The sequence below is a fragment of the Lonsdalea britannica genome, assembly GCF_002111595.1.
GTDB classification, from domain to species: domain Bacteria; phylum Pseudomonadota; class Gammaproteobacteria; order Enterobacterales; family Enterobacteriaceae; genus Lonsdalea; species Lonsdalea britannica.
This window is the reverse complement of sequence record NZ_LUTN01000018.1, coordinates 65920-81805: the sequence shown is the minus strand read 5'-3', so window position 1 is coordinate 81805 and position 15886 is coordinate 65920. Positions and strand designations below refer to the sequence as shown.

General features: G+C 54.7%; 10 protein-coding genes and 2 pseudogenes. 6 read left to right on the top strand and 6 right to left on the bottom strand.

Annotation, left to right across the window (positions count from 1 at the left end):
• Window positions 1-65 precede the first annotated feature (65 nt).
• Both AU509_RS18805 and AU509_RS18800 read left to right on the top strand, forming a co-directional pair.
• The gene (locus tag AU509_RS18805) at window positions 66-422 is read left to right on the top strand and encodes an AEC family transporter (protein ID WP_254901596.1); all 357 of its coding nucleotides are present in this window, start codon (window positions 66-68) and stop codon (window positions 420-422) included.
• Window positions 423-424: 2 nt separating this feature from the next.
• A complete protein-coding gene (locus tag AU509_RS18800) occupies window positions 425-964 on the top strand; it encodes an AEC family transporter (RefSeq protein WP_254901595.1) in 540 nt (179 codons plus the stop codon).
• Between the two features lie 227 nt (window positions 965-1191).
• On the opposite strand, the gene AU509_RS14510 is transcribed toward AU509_RS18800, so the two are convergent.
• A complete protein-coding gene (locus AU509_RS14510) occupies window positions 1192-2496 on the bottom strand; it encodes an LLM class flavin-dependent oxidoreductase (RefSeq protein ID WP_094118675.1) in 1305 nt (434 codons plus the stop codon).
• Window positions 2497-3810: 1314 nt separating this feature from the next.
• Here AU509_RS14510 and AU509_RS14505 point away from each other — a divergent pair.
• The 4 genes and pseudogenes from AU509_RS14505 to AU509_RS14490 all read left to right on the top strand — a co-directional run bounded on the left by AU509_RS14505 (window position 3811) and on the right by AU509_RS14490 (window position 9281).
• The gene (locus AU509_RS14505; protein WP_244201014.1) at window positions 3811-5208 is read left to right on the top strand and encodes an OmpA family protein; all 1398 of its coding nucleotides are present in this window, start codon (window positions 3811-3813) and stop codon (window positions 5206-5208) included.
• 377 nt (window positions 5209-5585) lie between these two features.
• Entirely contained in the window at window positions 5586-6794 is a 1209-nt protein-coding gene (locus tag AU509_RS14500) for a hypothetical protein (RefSeq protein WP_254901594.1), read from the top strand.
• A 19-nt stretch (window positions 6795-6813) separates the two neighbouring features.
• Complete coding sequence (locus AU509_RS14495; protein WP_094118673.1) at window positions 6814-7644, top strand: hypothetical protein; 831 nt, start codon at window positions 6814-6816, stop codon at window positions 7642-7644.
• A 138-nt stretch (window positions 7645-7782) separates the two neighbouring features.
• Window positions 7783-9281, top strand: a pseudogene (locus tag AU509_RS14490) (SulP family inorganic anion transporter).
• Here the strand turns inward: AU509_RS14490 and AU509_RS14485 are convergent.
• From AU509_RS14485 to ahpC, 5 genes and pseudogenes are all read right to left on the bottom strand, one after another.
• The gene (locus AU509_RS14485; protein WP_094118672.1) at window positions 9267-10532 is read right to left on the bottom strand and encodes a glycosyltransferase; all 1266 of its coding nucleotides are present in this window, start codon (window positions 10530-10532) and stop codon (window positions 9267-9269) included. The pseudogene AU509_RS14490 and the gene AU509_RS14485 overlap by 15 nt on opposite strands.
• Window positions 10529-11365 carry an alpha/beta fold hydrolase gene (locus AU509_RS14480; protein ID WP_094118671.1) on the bottom strand — a complete coding sequence of 279 codons (837 nt, stop codon included), beginning with the start codon at window positions 11363-11365 and terminating at the stop codon, window positions 10529-10531. Before AU509_RS14480 ends, AU509_RS14485 begins: the two co-directional genes overlap by 4 nt.
• An 863-nt stretch (window positions 11366-12228) precedes the next feature.
• Window positions 12229-12525, bottom strand: a complete 297-nt coding sequence (locus AU509_RS14475; protein ID WP_085653402.1) for a type 1 fimbrial protein — start codon at window positions 12523-12525, stop codon at window positions 12229-12231.
• A 983-nt stretch (window positions 12526-13508) separates the two neighbouring features.
• Complete coding sequence (ahpF, locus tag AU509_RS14470) at window positions 13509-15074, bottom strand: alkyl hydroperoxide reductase subunit F (protein WP_085653146.1); 1566 nt, start codon at window positions 15072-15074, stop codon at window positions 13509-13511.
• A 78-nt stretch (window positions 15075-15152) separates the two neighbouring features.
• Window positions 15153-15715 (bottom strand): annotated as a pseudogene (gene ahpC, locus AU509_RS14465) (alkyl hydroperoxide reductase subunit C).
• Window positions 15716-15886 lie beyond the last annotated feature (171 nt).

The window sequence follows — 15886 nt, the reverse complement described above, 5'->3', positions numbered from 1 at the left end:
GCTGACAAGCGACGCCGGAGTCGCTATTAATAACCTTCCGCCATGTTGAAAAGGAGGCGCCCGCCGTGGCCATCCCACAAACGATCCTGCCGATCTTTCTCTTGATCCTGCTCGGCTACGCGCTGGCCCGCCGAGGCGCGCTCGATCCCCACGCCAATAAAGCGCTGGGCGTGCTGGCTTTCAAGCTGTTCATGCCGATGGTTCTGTTTACCGGCATGATCCATGCGCCGCTGCACGACGGTCTGAACACCACGCTGCTGGCCGCCTACTTCGTTCCCGCGCTGCTGATCTTCGCCGCGGTCAATCTCTTCGCCCACCGCAGTCTGGGTCGCCCGACGCCTTTCGGACTGACCGCCTCCTTTGGCAACAATGCCTTGATCGGCCTGGCGATGGTGGCGGGTCTTTACGGCAGCGAAGGCTGATATTGCTGTTTACCGTCCTCGCCGTACACAGCCTGCTGCTGTTCAGCGCTCAGAGTTTCTATGACAGTTTCGCCGGCAGCGAACCATTCAAGCCCGGTATTCTGGTCGCCAGCCTCGCCAACCCGATGATTATTGGCCTGCTGCTGGGGACGGCGGTCAATTTGTCGAACCTGACGCTGCCCGGCTGGAGCATGAAACTGGCGACCTGGCTGGCGCAGGCGGCGCTGCCCTGCGCGCTCATCGTGCTGGGCGCCAATCTCTCCGGCTACCAGTTACGTCCCAGCGCTCATGCCGTCGGCATCGCCGCCGCCAAGCTGGTGTTGATGCCGTTACTGGTGCTGCTGACCTGCTTGCTGCTCCACATTGACGGCATCCCGCGCGGCGTACTGGTGCTGATGGCCGCAAACCCTTCCGGCGTCAACGTGCTCGGCTTTGCCCGTACGCCCGAAGATATTCAGATCGGCAGCTCCGCGATTTGCCTCACGACTTTGCTGTCGATGGCGACATTGCCGCTGTGGATGTGGGTAGCGAGTCTGGGGTGAGCCGTCATGACACGCTCGGTGAACGGAAGACAATACGTTTGAAAACGCAGACGCGGCGAACCGCCATCAGCGCGGAGGCCGCAGGCGCTGAGAAGATGAAAAGTATTTAGGAACGGCGGGACTGACGACGGATCCGCAGGGCGACGACGCGCTTTGCCGCCGCCGCCCTAAATCCGAGCCGTCACAAAAGGAATCGACGGATGCGCGCTGCGTTCGCCGCGAGTTTATTAGCGGATGGGTTGAAGACCCAGATTTTCGCGCAGGGTCGCATGTTCATACGCTTCCCTGAACAAACCGCGTCGACGCAGTTCCGGGATCACTAACTCAACGAACAGATCCAGCTGTTCCGGCACCACGGCGGGCATGATGTTGAAGCCGTCCGCTCCGCCCTGCTCCAGCCACTGCTGAAAATCATCGGCAATATCCTCCGCCGTTCCGACGATCACGCGGTGACCGCGCGATCCCGCCGCAATGGCCGCCAGTTCGCGCAGGGTCAGATTGTCGCGTTTGGCGAGATCCGTCAGCAATTTGACGCGGCTTTGGTTCCCCTCGCCGAGCGGCGCTTCCGGCACCGGTCCGTCTAACGGATAGTCACTGAGATCGAGGCCAAACCGCGCCGACAGCTGGCGCAGACCGTTATCGATATCCACCAGCGCGTTAAGCTGCTGCCAGGTCGCCTTCGCCTCTTCGCGCGTACGCCCGACGATCGGCATCACCCCCGGCAGGATCAGCACCCGATCCGGATCCCGCCCCGCCTCAGCCACCAGTGCTTTCTGGCTCCGGTAAAACGCCTGCGCCTCTTCCAGCGAGGCCGAGGCGGTAAACACGACTTCCGCCGTGGCCGCCGCCATTTTCTGACCGTCGGCGGACGATCCGGCTTCGATAATCACCGGGCGCACCTGAGGCGAGCGGGTGATGTTCAGCGGTCCCTGTACCTGAAAGTGTTTACCGCGATGATGGATAGATCGGATTTTGTCGTCAGCGAAGTAGCGCCCGCTCTGTTTGTCCGGATCGACCGCCCCCTCCTGCCACGCGTCCCAGAGCTGAAAAGCGACCTCAAGAAATTCATGCGCACGTTCATAGCGGTCGGCGTGGACCGGCATGTTCTCCTCACTGAAATTTTTCGCCACGTCGTCGGAATAGGAAGTGACTACGTTCCACGCCACGCGGCCGCGGCTGATATGGTCAAGAGAGGCAAAGCTGCGGGCGAGCGTGAACGGATCGCTGAAGGTCGTCGATGCGGTGGCCGCCAGGCCGATGTGCCGGGTGGAAACCGCCAACGCCGCCAGCAGCGTTAGCGGCTCCAGCCGCGCCATCGTGGAAGGCAGCCGATGAATGGACGTCGCCAGCGCGTCGCCGACGAAAAACATATCGAACGTGCCCTCTTCGGCTTTTTGGGCAATACGAATCAACCAGTCGATATCCGTCGGCGAACCCAATGTCTCGCTGATGCGCCAGCCGCTAACGTGATGGCCCAGCGGCTGTACGAACAAACCGAGACGCAGTTGGCGAACGGGGGAAGAGTGCGGCATAACGCCTCCTTGTGGTACTGACGTTGGGTATGGAACGCGTGCGATGACGCGAATGACCGAGCAAAACGGATGATCAAAGAAGCGGCTATCGGACGGCCCCTTTCTACGATGGTCTTCGAAAGAGACGCTGCCCGTCCATCATGTTGTCTTGCTAGAGTAATGCGTTCTTTGCAGTGTTCAAGAGGGAAGATAGGACGAGAAAGGTTATCAAACGGTATTTTTAGGGAGTAAAACCGAGCCATTGCCCCCCGCATCATACTCGCCCCCACATTCGCCATGGTGGAGAGCGATAAATAGATCAATTTTTCATAAGGTTATATATTTATATCCGTTGATTATCCTATGCCGAGCCACAGCACTTAGCGCGCTATGCGCTGGCCTGTGGATATCTCAACTACCGCCTTGGGCTCAAAGATGAGGGACGAAAACATATAAGCGATAGCAGAACGTCCACCCGTCGTGCAAAAGGAGACATGTCTTCACGCCGGTTTGATTCAATGAGATCGGCGACAGGCCTAACGGTCAACTGAGCCACGGAAATGTCCATTTATTATTCCTCACATTATCGCTGTATCCCGCTGTCAGGGAGAGCATCGCCCCTTCCCCCCATGTGAATGCCGGGTATGTGGAAATTCAGGCTGACCGAGCGCACTTTAAGAAAAAACCCGCGATGCCCTGATTCGCGTCCCTTTTCTGTCTGTCCTCATGAGCATCACTTAACCGTCCTAAGCGCCATCAGTGCGTGAGGAAAACCACACATGATCTCCCTTTTGAATCACCCCTGCGCTTTGTTCACAGATTAATCGGCCAACGGTAGAACAAGCAGGGGGAAAATACCGATATCGGCGGGAGTGCATGGCATGGCGATGTCACCCATCAGCTTGACGAGGGAGGACGCTTTTTCATTGGCGGCAGGACGGCTCTGACGCGTGATGACAGGGGTTGCGCATCTCGGGGATAGGCCCTTTTCCACGGGTTACTCTGGCTCAGTATTATCTCTGCGGGTGGCTCTCGTTTTTTATCCATTTTATCCCCTCGCACCACTCGCTAGTTTCCCCATGTGGCGTGCGATCCATGAAGCGATTTTCACGGTGCTGACAGGCGAAAAGTTCGAGCGCAAAACAATAGCGCTCATCCTGCATTCATGTTTTCATACTCACCCTGACCTTTTCTTACCTTTTATTACATGCCACTTACACTATGGATGGGTGGTCTACGTCTGGGGATCAGAGTTTGAAAGTGAAGCATTTACGGAAAGCCACCGTTCTCGCCATGATTGTCTCCCTAACTTCCAGCTGTTCCAGCATGCACAATATGGGTCAATCCTACGGAACCGCCATTGGCTGCGTCGGCGGTGCGGCATTGGGCGGGGGTTTGACCTATCTCGTCACCCGCAACGCGGAAAAAGCCGTTGCCGGCGGCATTATCGGGGGCATCGCCGGTTGCGCGCTCGGCAATGTCTGGCAGAAACGCGAAAGAGCGTTGGCAGAGATTGCCGCCGATGAAAAAATCGCGATCCATACGGAAACGCTGAAAACCGATCCATCATCCGGCAGTGATACGGTGGGGATCGTCGCGCAGGTGGAAGATAGCGCCATGTTCCCGACGGGAAGCGCCGAGCTAACGCCCGACGGGCTGCGTCAGGTGAAAAAGATCGCCGCGGCGATGAAGGGCGGAGACGGCAACGAGGCCGGACTGCTACTGGTCGTGGGCCACACTGACGCCACCGGCAGCGCCAGCCTGAATCAGCGATTATCCGAGCAACGGGCGCGCAATGTCGGCCGTATCCTTGAGCAGGCCGGCATCAGCGCCAACCGCCTGTATTTTCAGGGTGCAGGGTCGTCACGGCCCATCGCGGACAACGAAACGGACCAAGGCCGCGCCGCGAACCGCCGGGTTGAACTGGTCGGACTCACGAGCGAAGCCCTGCTGAAACAACGTTTGCAGCAGGAGGGCAACAACCCTCGTTACCTGGAACACGGCACCGCCAGCACGGCGAGCGCCGTCGCGAAGCGTCCATCGGCAAACACGAAAACCGCTCCCCGCAAGGCAGAACCTGCCATGTCCATCCCCTCGACGCCATCCATCACCGCGACGGCGGCCCCTCGGCCCGCGAAAACGATTGAGAGCAAAAATTACGTCGATTTCGGCGGCGATGCGGTCAACGCCAGCTTGCCGAGTCTCGCGGCCAATCTTAAACCTCAGCATCGCGGCTTTAGCCTGATCGGCGAAGCTCACGCCAGCGTCATTGCCAAAAGCTGTATCGCCGACACGGTACGCGTCAGCGGCCAAGCCCGGAATCTGGCCAGCGGCAAACCGGTCGACGTCCATGAAACGCGGGAATATCTGCCGGGCATGAACGGACGCGCCTGGGCCGGGCTGGTGAACGGCCATCTGGTCACACTGTCTCCGGTGCGCGTATTGCGGGAAAACGTCAGCGTGACGGAAGATCCCAAAGTCTACATCACGCGTAACTATATGAATAACAACCATAAAGCCGATGCGCCGCTGAAAGCGGTCGCGAATGCGTGGGAAGGCGAAGACAACATTCTCTATCGCGTTTACCTCCAGGATGGACAGCAGCAAAACCTGTCCTGCATCGACCTGCTGGTCGCGAAAGACAAACCTAAAAGCCAGCAGGGGCAACTGTTCTACTTCGGTAACGGCGACAACAAAGAATATATGGCGGCCTACACGCCAGCACGCAGCTAATTTAAGGATAATGATATGGAATTATTTCAGACTATCGCCGAGGCCATTGCGACTTATAGCTACATTTTCTGGCCCCTGTTCGGGTTGATGGCGCTCACGCTGGTGGTGATCCGCTGGTGGAACAACGTCAGCTATTTTTTCCTCAATCTGGCCGCCAGCTTTCCGCTTATCGGCCATATCGCTCGCCTGTCGCGCAGCCATGAACCCCGCCGACCCGGCACCGGTAAGCAAGACTGGTATCCCTCGGAAGAAGCCCTGTGCGCCAAATATTACGCCTATCACCAAACCACCAGCCGCGACGCGAGCTTTTACCGTCGCTGCGTCGATTACCTCGATAAAGTCGAGGAGCGCGGACGCAAACCCACCGGCATCATTCTATGGCTGTGCAGCATCGCCTTGGTGATTCTGGAAGCCTTTATTTTCGCCTGGTGCTCTCCCCCTTCATCGCCAACAACATCTCTGCCAATCAGGCTGAGTTTTCCGCGCTGGTCATCTCTGTCCTGATCGGGGTGATTCTGGTGCCAGCCACCCATCTGATGGGGGCGGAACTGCACAAAAACACGCTGCTGAAAAAAATCCGCTACTGGCACTCCCAAGCGCGCCATAACAGCACCGCCAAAGACCTGATGACCAGCCACCGGATCACGCTGGAAAATAGCCGCGACGACGATAACGAACCGAACTACATCCAGATCCTGAACCGTATTAACCACAGCGTTCAGGTCAAGCCGCAATACTGGTGCACCGTCGTCGCGTTGGTCCTGATCACCACGTTCGCTTTTGGCGCCTATTTTATTCGCGCCTCAACAATTAATGCGATGGAGACCCAGGCCGTCAACGCCTCGCCGTTTAGCCAGAGCAGCGCAGAAAGCGGCGGTTCGCCGTTCGAGCTGCCTGCTGCCGCGGTCGAGGACAACCATGCTGCGGATAAACAGGCCGTCGCCGAAGTCGCCAGCAATCGCGTTTTCGCCTCGAAGCTGACCTTCATCATCCTCTCCGTGATTTTTGTGGGCGTGCAACTGATCGGGATCCTTATCGGGATCTTCCGCTCGTTCGCGGGTATTGACTCCGCCAAGGCTGCCAAATACATCGGTCATTTCAGCGGTTCGGATGAGTTCGCCGCCTACCATGCCGCGCGCCGCGAACGCGTAGAGCGCGATGCGCAGCAGAAGCTCGCCACGCTGCAAAACCGACTGATGATGCAACGGCAAAACGGCCGCAGCGAACCGCTGTCCCAGATGCCGACCTTTGACGACTACGTGCACGGCAAGCAATCAGCTCGCGAACACACCCCGCATCAGCAGAGCCATGAGCCAGCCCCGACAACCACGCCGCAGGCTGCGCCGGTCGTCGCCTCTCCGGCTCCCGAAACCGCCAGTCCGGTCGCGACCGCAACGTCTGATTCATCGCCTGCAACACCTGCGGCTGCCGAGCGCGGTGACAGCGCGCAGATTGAATCCCTTGGCGATCTGACCACGCTGAGCGCAGAAGAGCTGGCGCAGGTGTCGAAAGCACTGGGACTGTCTCTGGATGCGCTGGCGAGCCGCCAACGTGTACAGGCGATTCTCAACAAAGCGCGCGCCTAACAGAGAAGAGGAAGCTGCCATGAAACATTGCCTTGCCCTGCTGCTGTTGGGGCTCAGCACAGCGGTCGCCGCCGCGCCGCGTAACGATATCCCCAGCTGCTATGACTATGCGCATATGCCGCAGTATCGCCCGGCGGAAACCGGCCGGGAACTGGTCATCATTGTCGACCAAACGGTCACGGTGCCGCTCGAACTGAAGAAATCCACCTGGAATCAGGTGCTGCGTTTCGTGCAGCCGGGCGACCACATCATGCTGTATCAGTTCTCGGCGCTGCTGCAGGACAACTACATGAAGCGGGTATTCGACGGACGGCTGGAGATGCCGTTCACCGATCAGAAAACCCGCAACGGTATCGGCATGGACAGCCTCAAATCGCTGGACGGTTGTCTGGTTCAACAGCAGCAGTTCTTCGCCAAGACCCTAGGCGGACACATGGCGGCGAGCTTCGCCGATAGTCAAACCCGCATCGCCAAAAGCGAAATTCTCGATAGCCTGAAGCACATCGCCAGCGATCGGCAGCACAGTCCATCTTCGCAGACCACGGTTTTGCTGATCTCGGACATGTTGGAAAACAGCGATTTCGATAGCTTCTATCGCCAGCAGGCTATCCGTGAACTCTCGCCGAAGGATGAGCTGCAACGTGTCACGCGGCAAGGGCTGCTGGCGGACTTCGGCGGCGCCAACGTGTATGTCGCGGGCGCTGGCCTTATCGACATCAATGCCAAAAACAGCTATCGCTCGGGGAAAGTGTTGCAACAGTTGAAAGCCTTCTGGCAGGCCTATTTTGAGGCATCGAATGCCAAACTGATGGGCTTTGGGACGCCGGAACTGACTGTAGATCTGCGTTAATCGTCGTCCGGAAAGACGGCGGGGCGCTCCCCCTGCCGTCTTCTCTCCTTCCCCGTCGCGGTATCATTTATCCCGACGATAAATTATGCTTTTCACTACCGCTTTCTCGTCGCTCCCCTTAACCACTAAAAAAACGCTATGACGCCATCTTCCGATACCGCAGTAAAAACCCCGGCCGGTTCCGCTTCGGTGGCCGCCGTATTACGCTCCCCCTCCGCGCTCACCCGTGAGTGTCTGGCAGGATCATCACCGCGCTCGCGCTGATCCCCGAGGTGATCTCGTTTTCCGTCATTGCCGGCGTGGATCCCAAGGTGAGCCTGATCGCCTCCGTCGTACTGTGCCTCACGCTTTCCGTGCTGGGCGGCCGTCCTGCGATGGTGACCGCCGCCGCCGGTTCGGTCGCGCTGGTCATCGGCCCGATGGTGCATGCCCACGGCGTGGGTTATATCCTGCCCGCCGTCATTCTGGCGGGTATCATTCAGATTGTGTTCGGGCTCGTCGGCCTGTCGCGCATGATGCGTTATATTCCGCGTTCGGTGATGCTCGGCTTCGTCAACGCGCTCGGGATACTGATCTTTGCCGCGCAGGTGCCGCACGTGCTGGGCCAGTCGCCTGCCGTTTGGCTGCTGTTCGCGGCGACGATCGCAATTGTCGTCTTGCTGCCTTATCTGCTCAAAAGCGTGCCGTCGCCGCTGATGGCGATAGTGGTCATCACCCCCATCGCGCTGCTGGCCGGGCTGCATGTCCCGACCGTCGGCGATGCGGGACCGATGCAGGCCGGACTGCCGGGGTTCACCCAGCTGACGAAGCCGCTGAATCTGGAAACGCTGTCCATCATCTGGCCGACGGCGCTCAGCGTGGCGTTTGTCGGGCTGATGGAATCACTGCTGACCGCCAAAATGGTGGACGACATCACCGATACGCACTCCAGCAAACAGCGCGAGTGCTGGGGGCTGGGCGTCGGCAATATCCTGGCGGGCTTTTACGGCGGAATTGCGGGCTGCGCGATGATCGGTCAGACGGTCGTCAACGTGGAGATGGGCAAAGCCCGGAGCCGGATTTCCACCGTGGCCGCGGGGCTGGTCCTGCTGATTCTCGTGACCGGTTTAAGCCACATCATGGCGCAAATCCCGATGGTGGTGCTGGCCGGTATCATGATGATCGTCGCGTTAAAAACGGTGAACTGGCACAGTTTGCAGCCCGCGACGCTGCGGCGGATGCCGCTGTCGGAAACCCTGATTATGATCGTCACCGTGATGGCCACCGTGTGGACCGGCAATCTGGCGATTGGCGTCGCAGGCGGCGTGATCTTCGCCATTTTGCTGTTCGCCCGCCGCGTCGCGCATGTGATCGATGCCGAGCGGGAAGTCAGCGCAGATGGGAAGTCAGTGTGTTACCGCGTGAAAGGTCCGCTGTTTTTCGGCAGCAGCAACGATCTGTTCGAGCATTTCCAGTATGCCGAAGATCCGCAGCAGGTCACCATCGACCTCACCCTCGCCCAAATCTGGGACGCGTCCAGCGTGGCCGCGCTGGACGCCATCGAGAATCGCTATCAACGGTACAACACCCGCGTGTCGATTGTCGGACTAGATGCCCACAGCACCCACATGCATCAGCGTCTGTCAGGCCATCTGTAAGCGACACTGCGGCGTTGGAGCATGGCGTTGATGCGCCTGCTCCAGCGCATGCCTGACATTCTCCAGACAGTGATTCTTTTCGCCGTATTTCTCCTGAATACGGCGGCATTGCTTACGCATGTTTTCGTCTGTCATCACGCGGGTTAAATCGTCAGAAAATTTCTCCGGCAGACGGCTTTTGGCCTGAATCCCGCAGCCCAGTTGTTCGACCCGGTAGGCATTATCAAACTGATCGAACGCGCTGGGGAAAATCAGCTGCGGAACGCTCTGATAGAAGCAGTGCGAGATGGTGCCAATACCGCCGTGGTGTACCGCGGCCACGCAGTGACGAAGGCAGGACTCCAGATCGACCTCTTTTCTGACTAAAACCCCCGGCCTCACAGGGACATCGTCCGGATTCACCCCCACGACCAGACATTGCCGCCGCTGCCGCGTCACTTCGGCGATAACGGCATTGAAGAAGTATTCGTCGAACTGCAGCGACCAGCCCGGAGAGAACATCACCGTTTCACTTTCCAGAAAACGGGCCAGCTCTTCGTCGGCGGGCGCGTCTTGCGCTTCAAACAACGGCAGTCCCACGAGGTTGGCATTGCGCGGCCAGTCTGGCTGCGGATGGACGAACCACTCGGGAAACAGACAAATGAGCCCGTCCGCGGACGAGTGAACCCACTGCGACAGAATCCGTTTGATCGGTGGCAGGCCCACGCGCGATCTCTGCGCGTTGACCTCTGCGCAGAGCCGTTTATCCAACACCTTTTTTTCGAACAGGGAGACCATGCCTTTACGCAGCGGCATCGGGAGCTTGTTCGCCAGCGCCAGTTTTCCATGCTGCGGCAGGTTGTAGCACGACAAAAACGTCGAAGGCCCCACGCGTACCGGGAGCGTACAGCAGCCTTTCTTCTCCCCTAACGCTTTGGCGGAAAAAGACCAGAGCGACGTGAGCAGCACCGAAGAGCTATCGATGACCCTCTCCAACTGCTGATACATCTCCTCCTGCTGGTTCAGCATGTAGCGGCACAGGGTATCTAAGGCCGTTTTTTTGTCCCACAGCGCTCTTGAATGCACCCCTGCGATATATTCCTGGGTTGAGCCTACGCTAATAAAATTCAACCCGCGAGACTCGGCCAAACCTTTGAAATAAGGGTTGGTGCACAGAAATACCTTATGGCCACGTTTGGCCATGTGCTCGCCAATCAAAATAAAAGGAAATACATCACCCGACGATCCAAGGGTCGCCAAAAACACATTCATACGAACTCCTGCTGGTTAATAAAAATCTCTTCGAATATCGATTTCACCCCTAAAGAAGCCGCCTTACTCTCTAGGTCAAGAAAGTGACCGGCATCCTTCAGGGTATAGAATCGAGCATCATCGAGGTATTTATCAAGATTTCTGACCTCTTTAGCCGTGGTGTATTCATCCTTTTCGCCGTTAATAAATACGACCGGAATGGATATCTTGCTAATAAATTTTTCGTAGTCGTAATCCCTTAACATCAGGATTTGATCGAGGTGAAAACACGCCTGCCGATATTCATGCTCATCCAGATGAGCCACGTGGTTAAAATTGGTTCTTTTAAATAATCTCGGCAGGTATTTTCCCACCTCATTGTTCAACAGATTCGCTACCGCTTCGAACTCATGCTGATAAACGTACTCACGGGCTTGGAGAATATAACGTTCCATTTTTTCATTGATCGTCATAGAGAAAGCCGCGATCACAGCCATCTCAAGGATGTCATTGTTTTGTGAGGCAGCCATTAGCGCCCCAAGGCCGCCCCAGGAAACGGACATGATGATCTCAGGCCGATAACGTCTTATCAGGAAGTTGATAATATCCACCTCCTGTTCTTTCGTGATGATATCCAGTGAATTATTTAACGGCTTGGATTTACCGGCAAAAGGGAAATCGAAAAGAATCGTATTTACCTTTCCTTTTAGGTGTTTTACCCAAATAAGAAATGAAGACGATGTGGCTAATGCGCCATTGATAAAAATCGCTGTCTTTAGTTCCGGGTTGTATATGTTTTTATCAACATGGATTTTATAACCTTTATAAATGACGATCTCACTCTCAGATGCCATAGCTCTCTCCTCGCAATGTGTGCAAAATATGTCAATGAAATTATTGTTTTGAATAGGTAATGTAACGGTTGTATTTTAATATAATACAATAGTATTTTTAATTCTGCGCGATTCATGAATAAATATTTTAAATACAAGGCCATGTAAAATGAGATCAACGAAAATAAATAATTAAAAATAAGTCATTTTTATAAAAAATAAGGAGGCTAATAAACATTGGTTAATATTCAATGTGTTCCTCTATATATGCCTATTTCACTTAGCTAAATAAATCGAAATAAACGTGTTATTTGGTCAAGGAAATAAAGGAATTAAGCCCCCCATCCATATCATTCTATTGAGCTTTGGTCGCATAACCTGTCGCAGAAGAACGTCTGGCCTTTTCGCGCAAAAAGAGAGGGTAAAGACATTTTTGACAGCACTGTCGTCGTCAGTGGAGACGGCGTAACGGAACGCGGCTTAAACGAGAGCTGACGACGTCGTCGTCCCTCCTACGCTCGCAACGTCACGACGCCCCGACGATGTCGTTTAGAACGGATATGATGCGATGCGATAGAGGCACCTTCCTTAGAACATCGGGCAGAGCGTTGCCTTCCTCGATTTACTAAAGAACGCTCACCTTTCATCGCCGTTTTTTCGCGAGCCATCACGGTCTGATATTAAATAATCGTGATAATAATTCGCATGCAATTTAATAAAGAAAATAACAGGAAGTGTGTCAAGTCCAAGGGGGATTTTAAAAATTAAAAATGGAAGGTGATGATTAATATAGGGGAAATGTCATCCCTGACAGTTTTGTTATTAGAGTTAGTTTTTTATTATTAAAATAGCCAGGCATATTCCTGATTTTTTAACTCGATGAATCAGTTGTAATTAATAACCATGGACTTCACTCCGGGTTCGAGCGTTGTCGTTTTCACATAACCAATATTCTGAGGTAAAATATTGGACTGCGATTGGTTATTTACCTGAATTACCTGGTTTTTCCCAGCGCGGAAGCAGCTAACCGCGATGTGCTGGGCATCTGGGACCACTTCACAAGGAGACTCCACAATCGCTCCCCGGAAATGAATAACGCCAGAGTCAGCAAACGTTTTTGGCAAAACCATTATAAAGATAACGGGTAATACGATTTTGAAAAAAGAATGAATGTGTTTCATGGTGCGTTCCCTATTTGTGTTGGCGAGTCTGTATAAACGGTATTATTTAATAAAACTTTAGTGGGTAAATCAGTTATTTTTCGAATTGAGCCTAGATTTACACTCTGCTGACGCGAATAGGTTAAATTGGTAAATAATTATATTAATTCATTTCCACCAAAGACGGCCCTTATCCCAAAAACCTATAAAAAATAGCACTTGAAAATACGATTAAATCTAGGGATAAAATATTTAAAAACGAGAACTCGATCGTATTTATTTTTAATAATAGCGACTCAGTTATAACAGCAGCAAATTGATAGAAGAAAAAGAAGCAATGCAATGTTACCCCCGTAGGTCCGACGAAAAAGCCCGTGGTGACGATGCCCTCGTATTGGGCATGAAAGTGCCTGTATGAGGCGATTCATTGATTAACGGACGTTCTTTCTGGCCGATACAGGTCATCACTGTTCAGCACGCCTGTATCGCTGTTTCTGGCAGGGGGTTTGGCCGACCATAATGTCAGTCGCTTTTGCTCCATCATTCTTTTCAGCTCTGATATTCCCCCCCAATCCCTCCGTTCTGCATTTCACGGGGATTAACGAGTAAATGTGCCGATAAAAGAGATATCGATCTTCGGCGTCAGCGATATGACTCAAGGCGTTAAACACGCTCAAACGCGTAATAAGGCGAAGAGAGGGGCTATTCAATGCCAACGGCTAGAGGAAAAATGGAGGCCTCAGAGGGCCGTTTTGTCGCTCGGTGGATAACGGCGGGAGGTTAGCTCAAGACTTAACGCGGTTTGCAACCCTGTGACACGCCCCTTAGGCCACGTCTCTCGCGATCCCTTATCAGACGTGTTGACCCCTAAGAACCAACAAGACTAAAGATCTCGCGACGCGTTGGATACAGACGAAAAAAAACCGCCCAGCCAAGCTGAGCGGTTCTTCAGACACAAACACAACAAGGATATTGTTTACGGCGCCCCAGCGCCGTACAGACGGTTATGCCGACTGCGTTCTGATCAGGTAATCAAACGCGCTCAGCGAGGCTTTCGCCCCTTCGCCGGTGGCAATGATGATTTGCTTGTACGGCACGGTGGTGCAGTCGCCCGCCGCGAAGACGCCTTTAACGCTGGTTTCGCATTTCGCGTCGATCTCGATTTCGCCGATGCGGTTTCTCGCCACCGTCCCTTCCAGCCATTGGGTGTTCGGCAGCAGACCGATCTGAACGAAGATCCCTTCCAGAGCCAGCTCGTGTTCAGTTTCGCTAACGCGATCCTTATACGACAGTCCGGTCACTTTCTGGCCGTCGCCTTTCACTTCCGTCGTCTGCGCGTTAACAATGATATCAACGTTCGGCAGGCTACGGACTTTATCCTGCAGCACGGAGTCTGCTTTCAGTTCAGGCGCGAATTCCAACAGCGTCACATGTTTCACCACGCCAGCCAGGTCGATGGCCGCTTCGACGCCAGAGTTACCGCCGCCGATGACCGCCACGTGCTTGCCTTTAAACAGCGGGCCGTCACAGTGCGGGCAGTAGGTCACACCACGGGTGCGATACTGATCTTCGCCCGGCACATTCATATTTCTCCAGCGAGCGCCGGTAGAGATGATGATGGTGCGAGACTTCAGTACCGCGCCGGAGGCAGTTTCAATCTGATGCGGCATGCCGGGCTCGGCACCGGGGATCAGCGCCGTCGCGGTCTGCGCGTCGATCACATCGACATCGTAGTCATCGACGTGGCTCTTCAGCGCGGTCGCCAGTTTTGCGCCTTCTGTTTTCGGCACGGAAATGTAGTTTTCAATGTCTACGGTATCCAGGATCTGGCCGCCGAAACGTTCGCCCATCAGACCGGTGCGGATCCCTTTACGCGCAGAGTAGACGGCAGACGCCGCTCCGGCAGGGCCGCTGCCGATGATCAGGACGTCGTAGACCGAACGCTGGTTCAGCTGTTCAACCTGCTTAGCGCTGGCGCCGGTATCGATCTTGTTGACGATTTCGCTCAGGGTCATACGACCTTGGCTGAAGTGTTCGCCGTTCAGGAACACGGTCGGAACGCCCATGACGTTACGGCTCTCGATTTCGTCCTGGAATACGCCGCCATCGATCGCGCTATGAGTGATATTCGGGTTCAGCACTGACATCAGGTTCAGTGCCTGAACGACATCGGGGCAGTTGTGGCAAGACAGCGAGTAGTAAGTTTCGAAATGGAACTCGCCATCCAGACCGCGAATCTGGTCCAGTAATTCCTGGGATTCTTTAGACGGGTGCCCGCCCACCTGTAGCAAGGCCAGCACCAAGGAAGTAAATTCGTGTCCCATCGGTACGCCGGCGAAACGCGGACCGCTCTGAGAACCCGGATTGGTAATAAGAAAAGAGGGTTTACGCACTGGCAGGTCGTTGTTTTCGGTGAAACTGACCTGTGCGGATAATCCGGCGATCTCAGTCAGCAACTCTCTGACTTCAGAAGATTTTGCTGAGTCATCCAGCGTCGCGACTAACTCAACAGGTTTGGTTAATTTTTCCAGGTAGGCTTTCAACTGGACTTTCATTGTATTGTCGAGCATTGATTATCCCTCAGTGCGAAAAAAATCGGGTGCTGAGCACCCGATAAAAACATCAATAGAGTATTAGCGAGAGCAGGCTTAGATTTTGCCGACCAGGTCCAAAGACGGAGCCAGAGTCGCTTCACCTTCTTTCCATTTGGCAGGGCAAACTTCACCCGGGTGAGCGGCAACGTACTGTGCGGCTTTCACTTTGCGCAGCAGGTCGGATGCGTCACGGCCGATGCCTTCAGCGGTGATCTCAACTGCCTGGATGATGCCCTGAGGATCGACGATGAAGGTACACGGTCTGCCAGGCCTTCAGCTTCACGCAGGTTTTCGAAGTTACGAGTCAGCTGGCCAGTCGGGTCGCCGATCATGGTGTATTTGATCTTGCCGATGGTTTCTGAGCTGCCGTGCCACGCTTTGTGCGTGAAATGAGTATCGGTAGACACAGAGTAGATTTCTACGCCACGCTCCTGGAATTCGTCGTAGTAATCAGCCACGTCGCCCAGTTCGGTCGGGCAGACAAACGTAAAGTCAGCCGGGTAAAAGAAGAACACACTCCACTTACCTTCAATGTCTTTTTCAGTAACTTCGATGAACTCACCGTTTTTGAAAGCCGTGTTTTTGAATGGTTTAACTTTGGTGTTAATTACTGACATCACTTTATCCTCATGCGTGTTGGTATGGGGCTAAAGTACAGAAGTGCGCCGTGACGGGCTAATGCGTTGTCGTTATCGAATCAATAAGCGATACCTTGCATGATAACGATGCGTCGTGATGGGAAATGGGCTGAGGGGAGCAGGATACCGTGCCGAACCGCGGCACAGAGC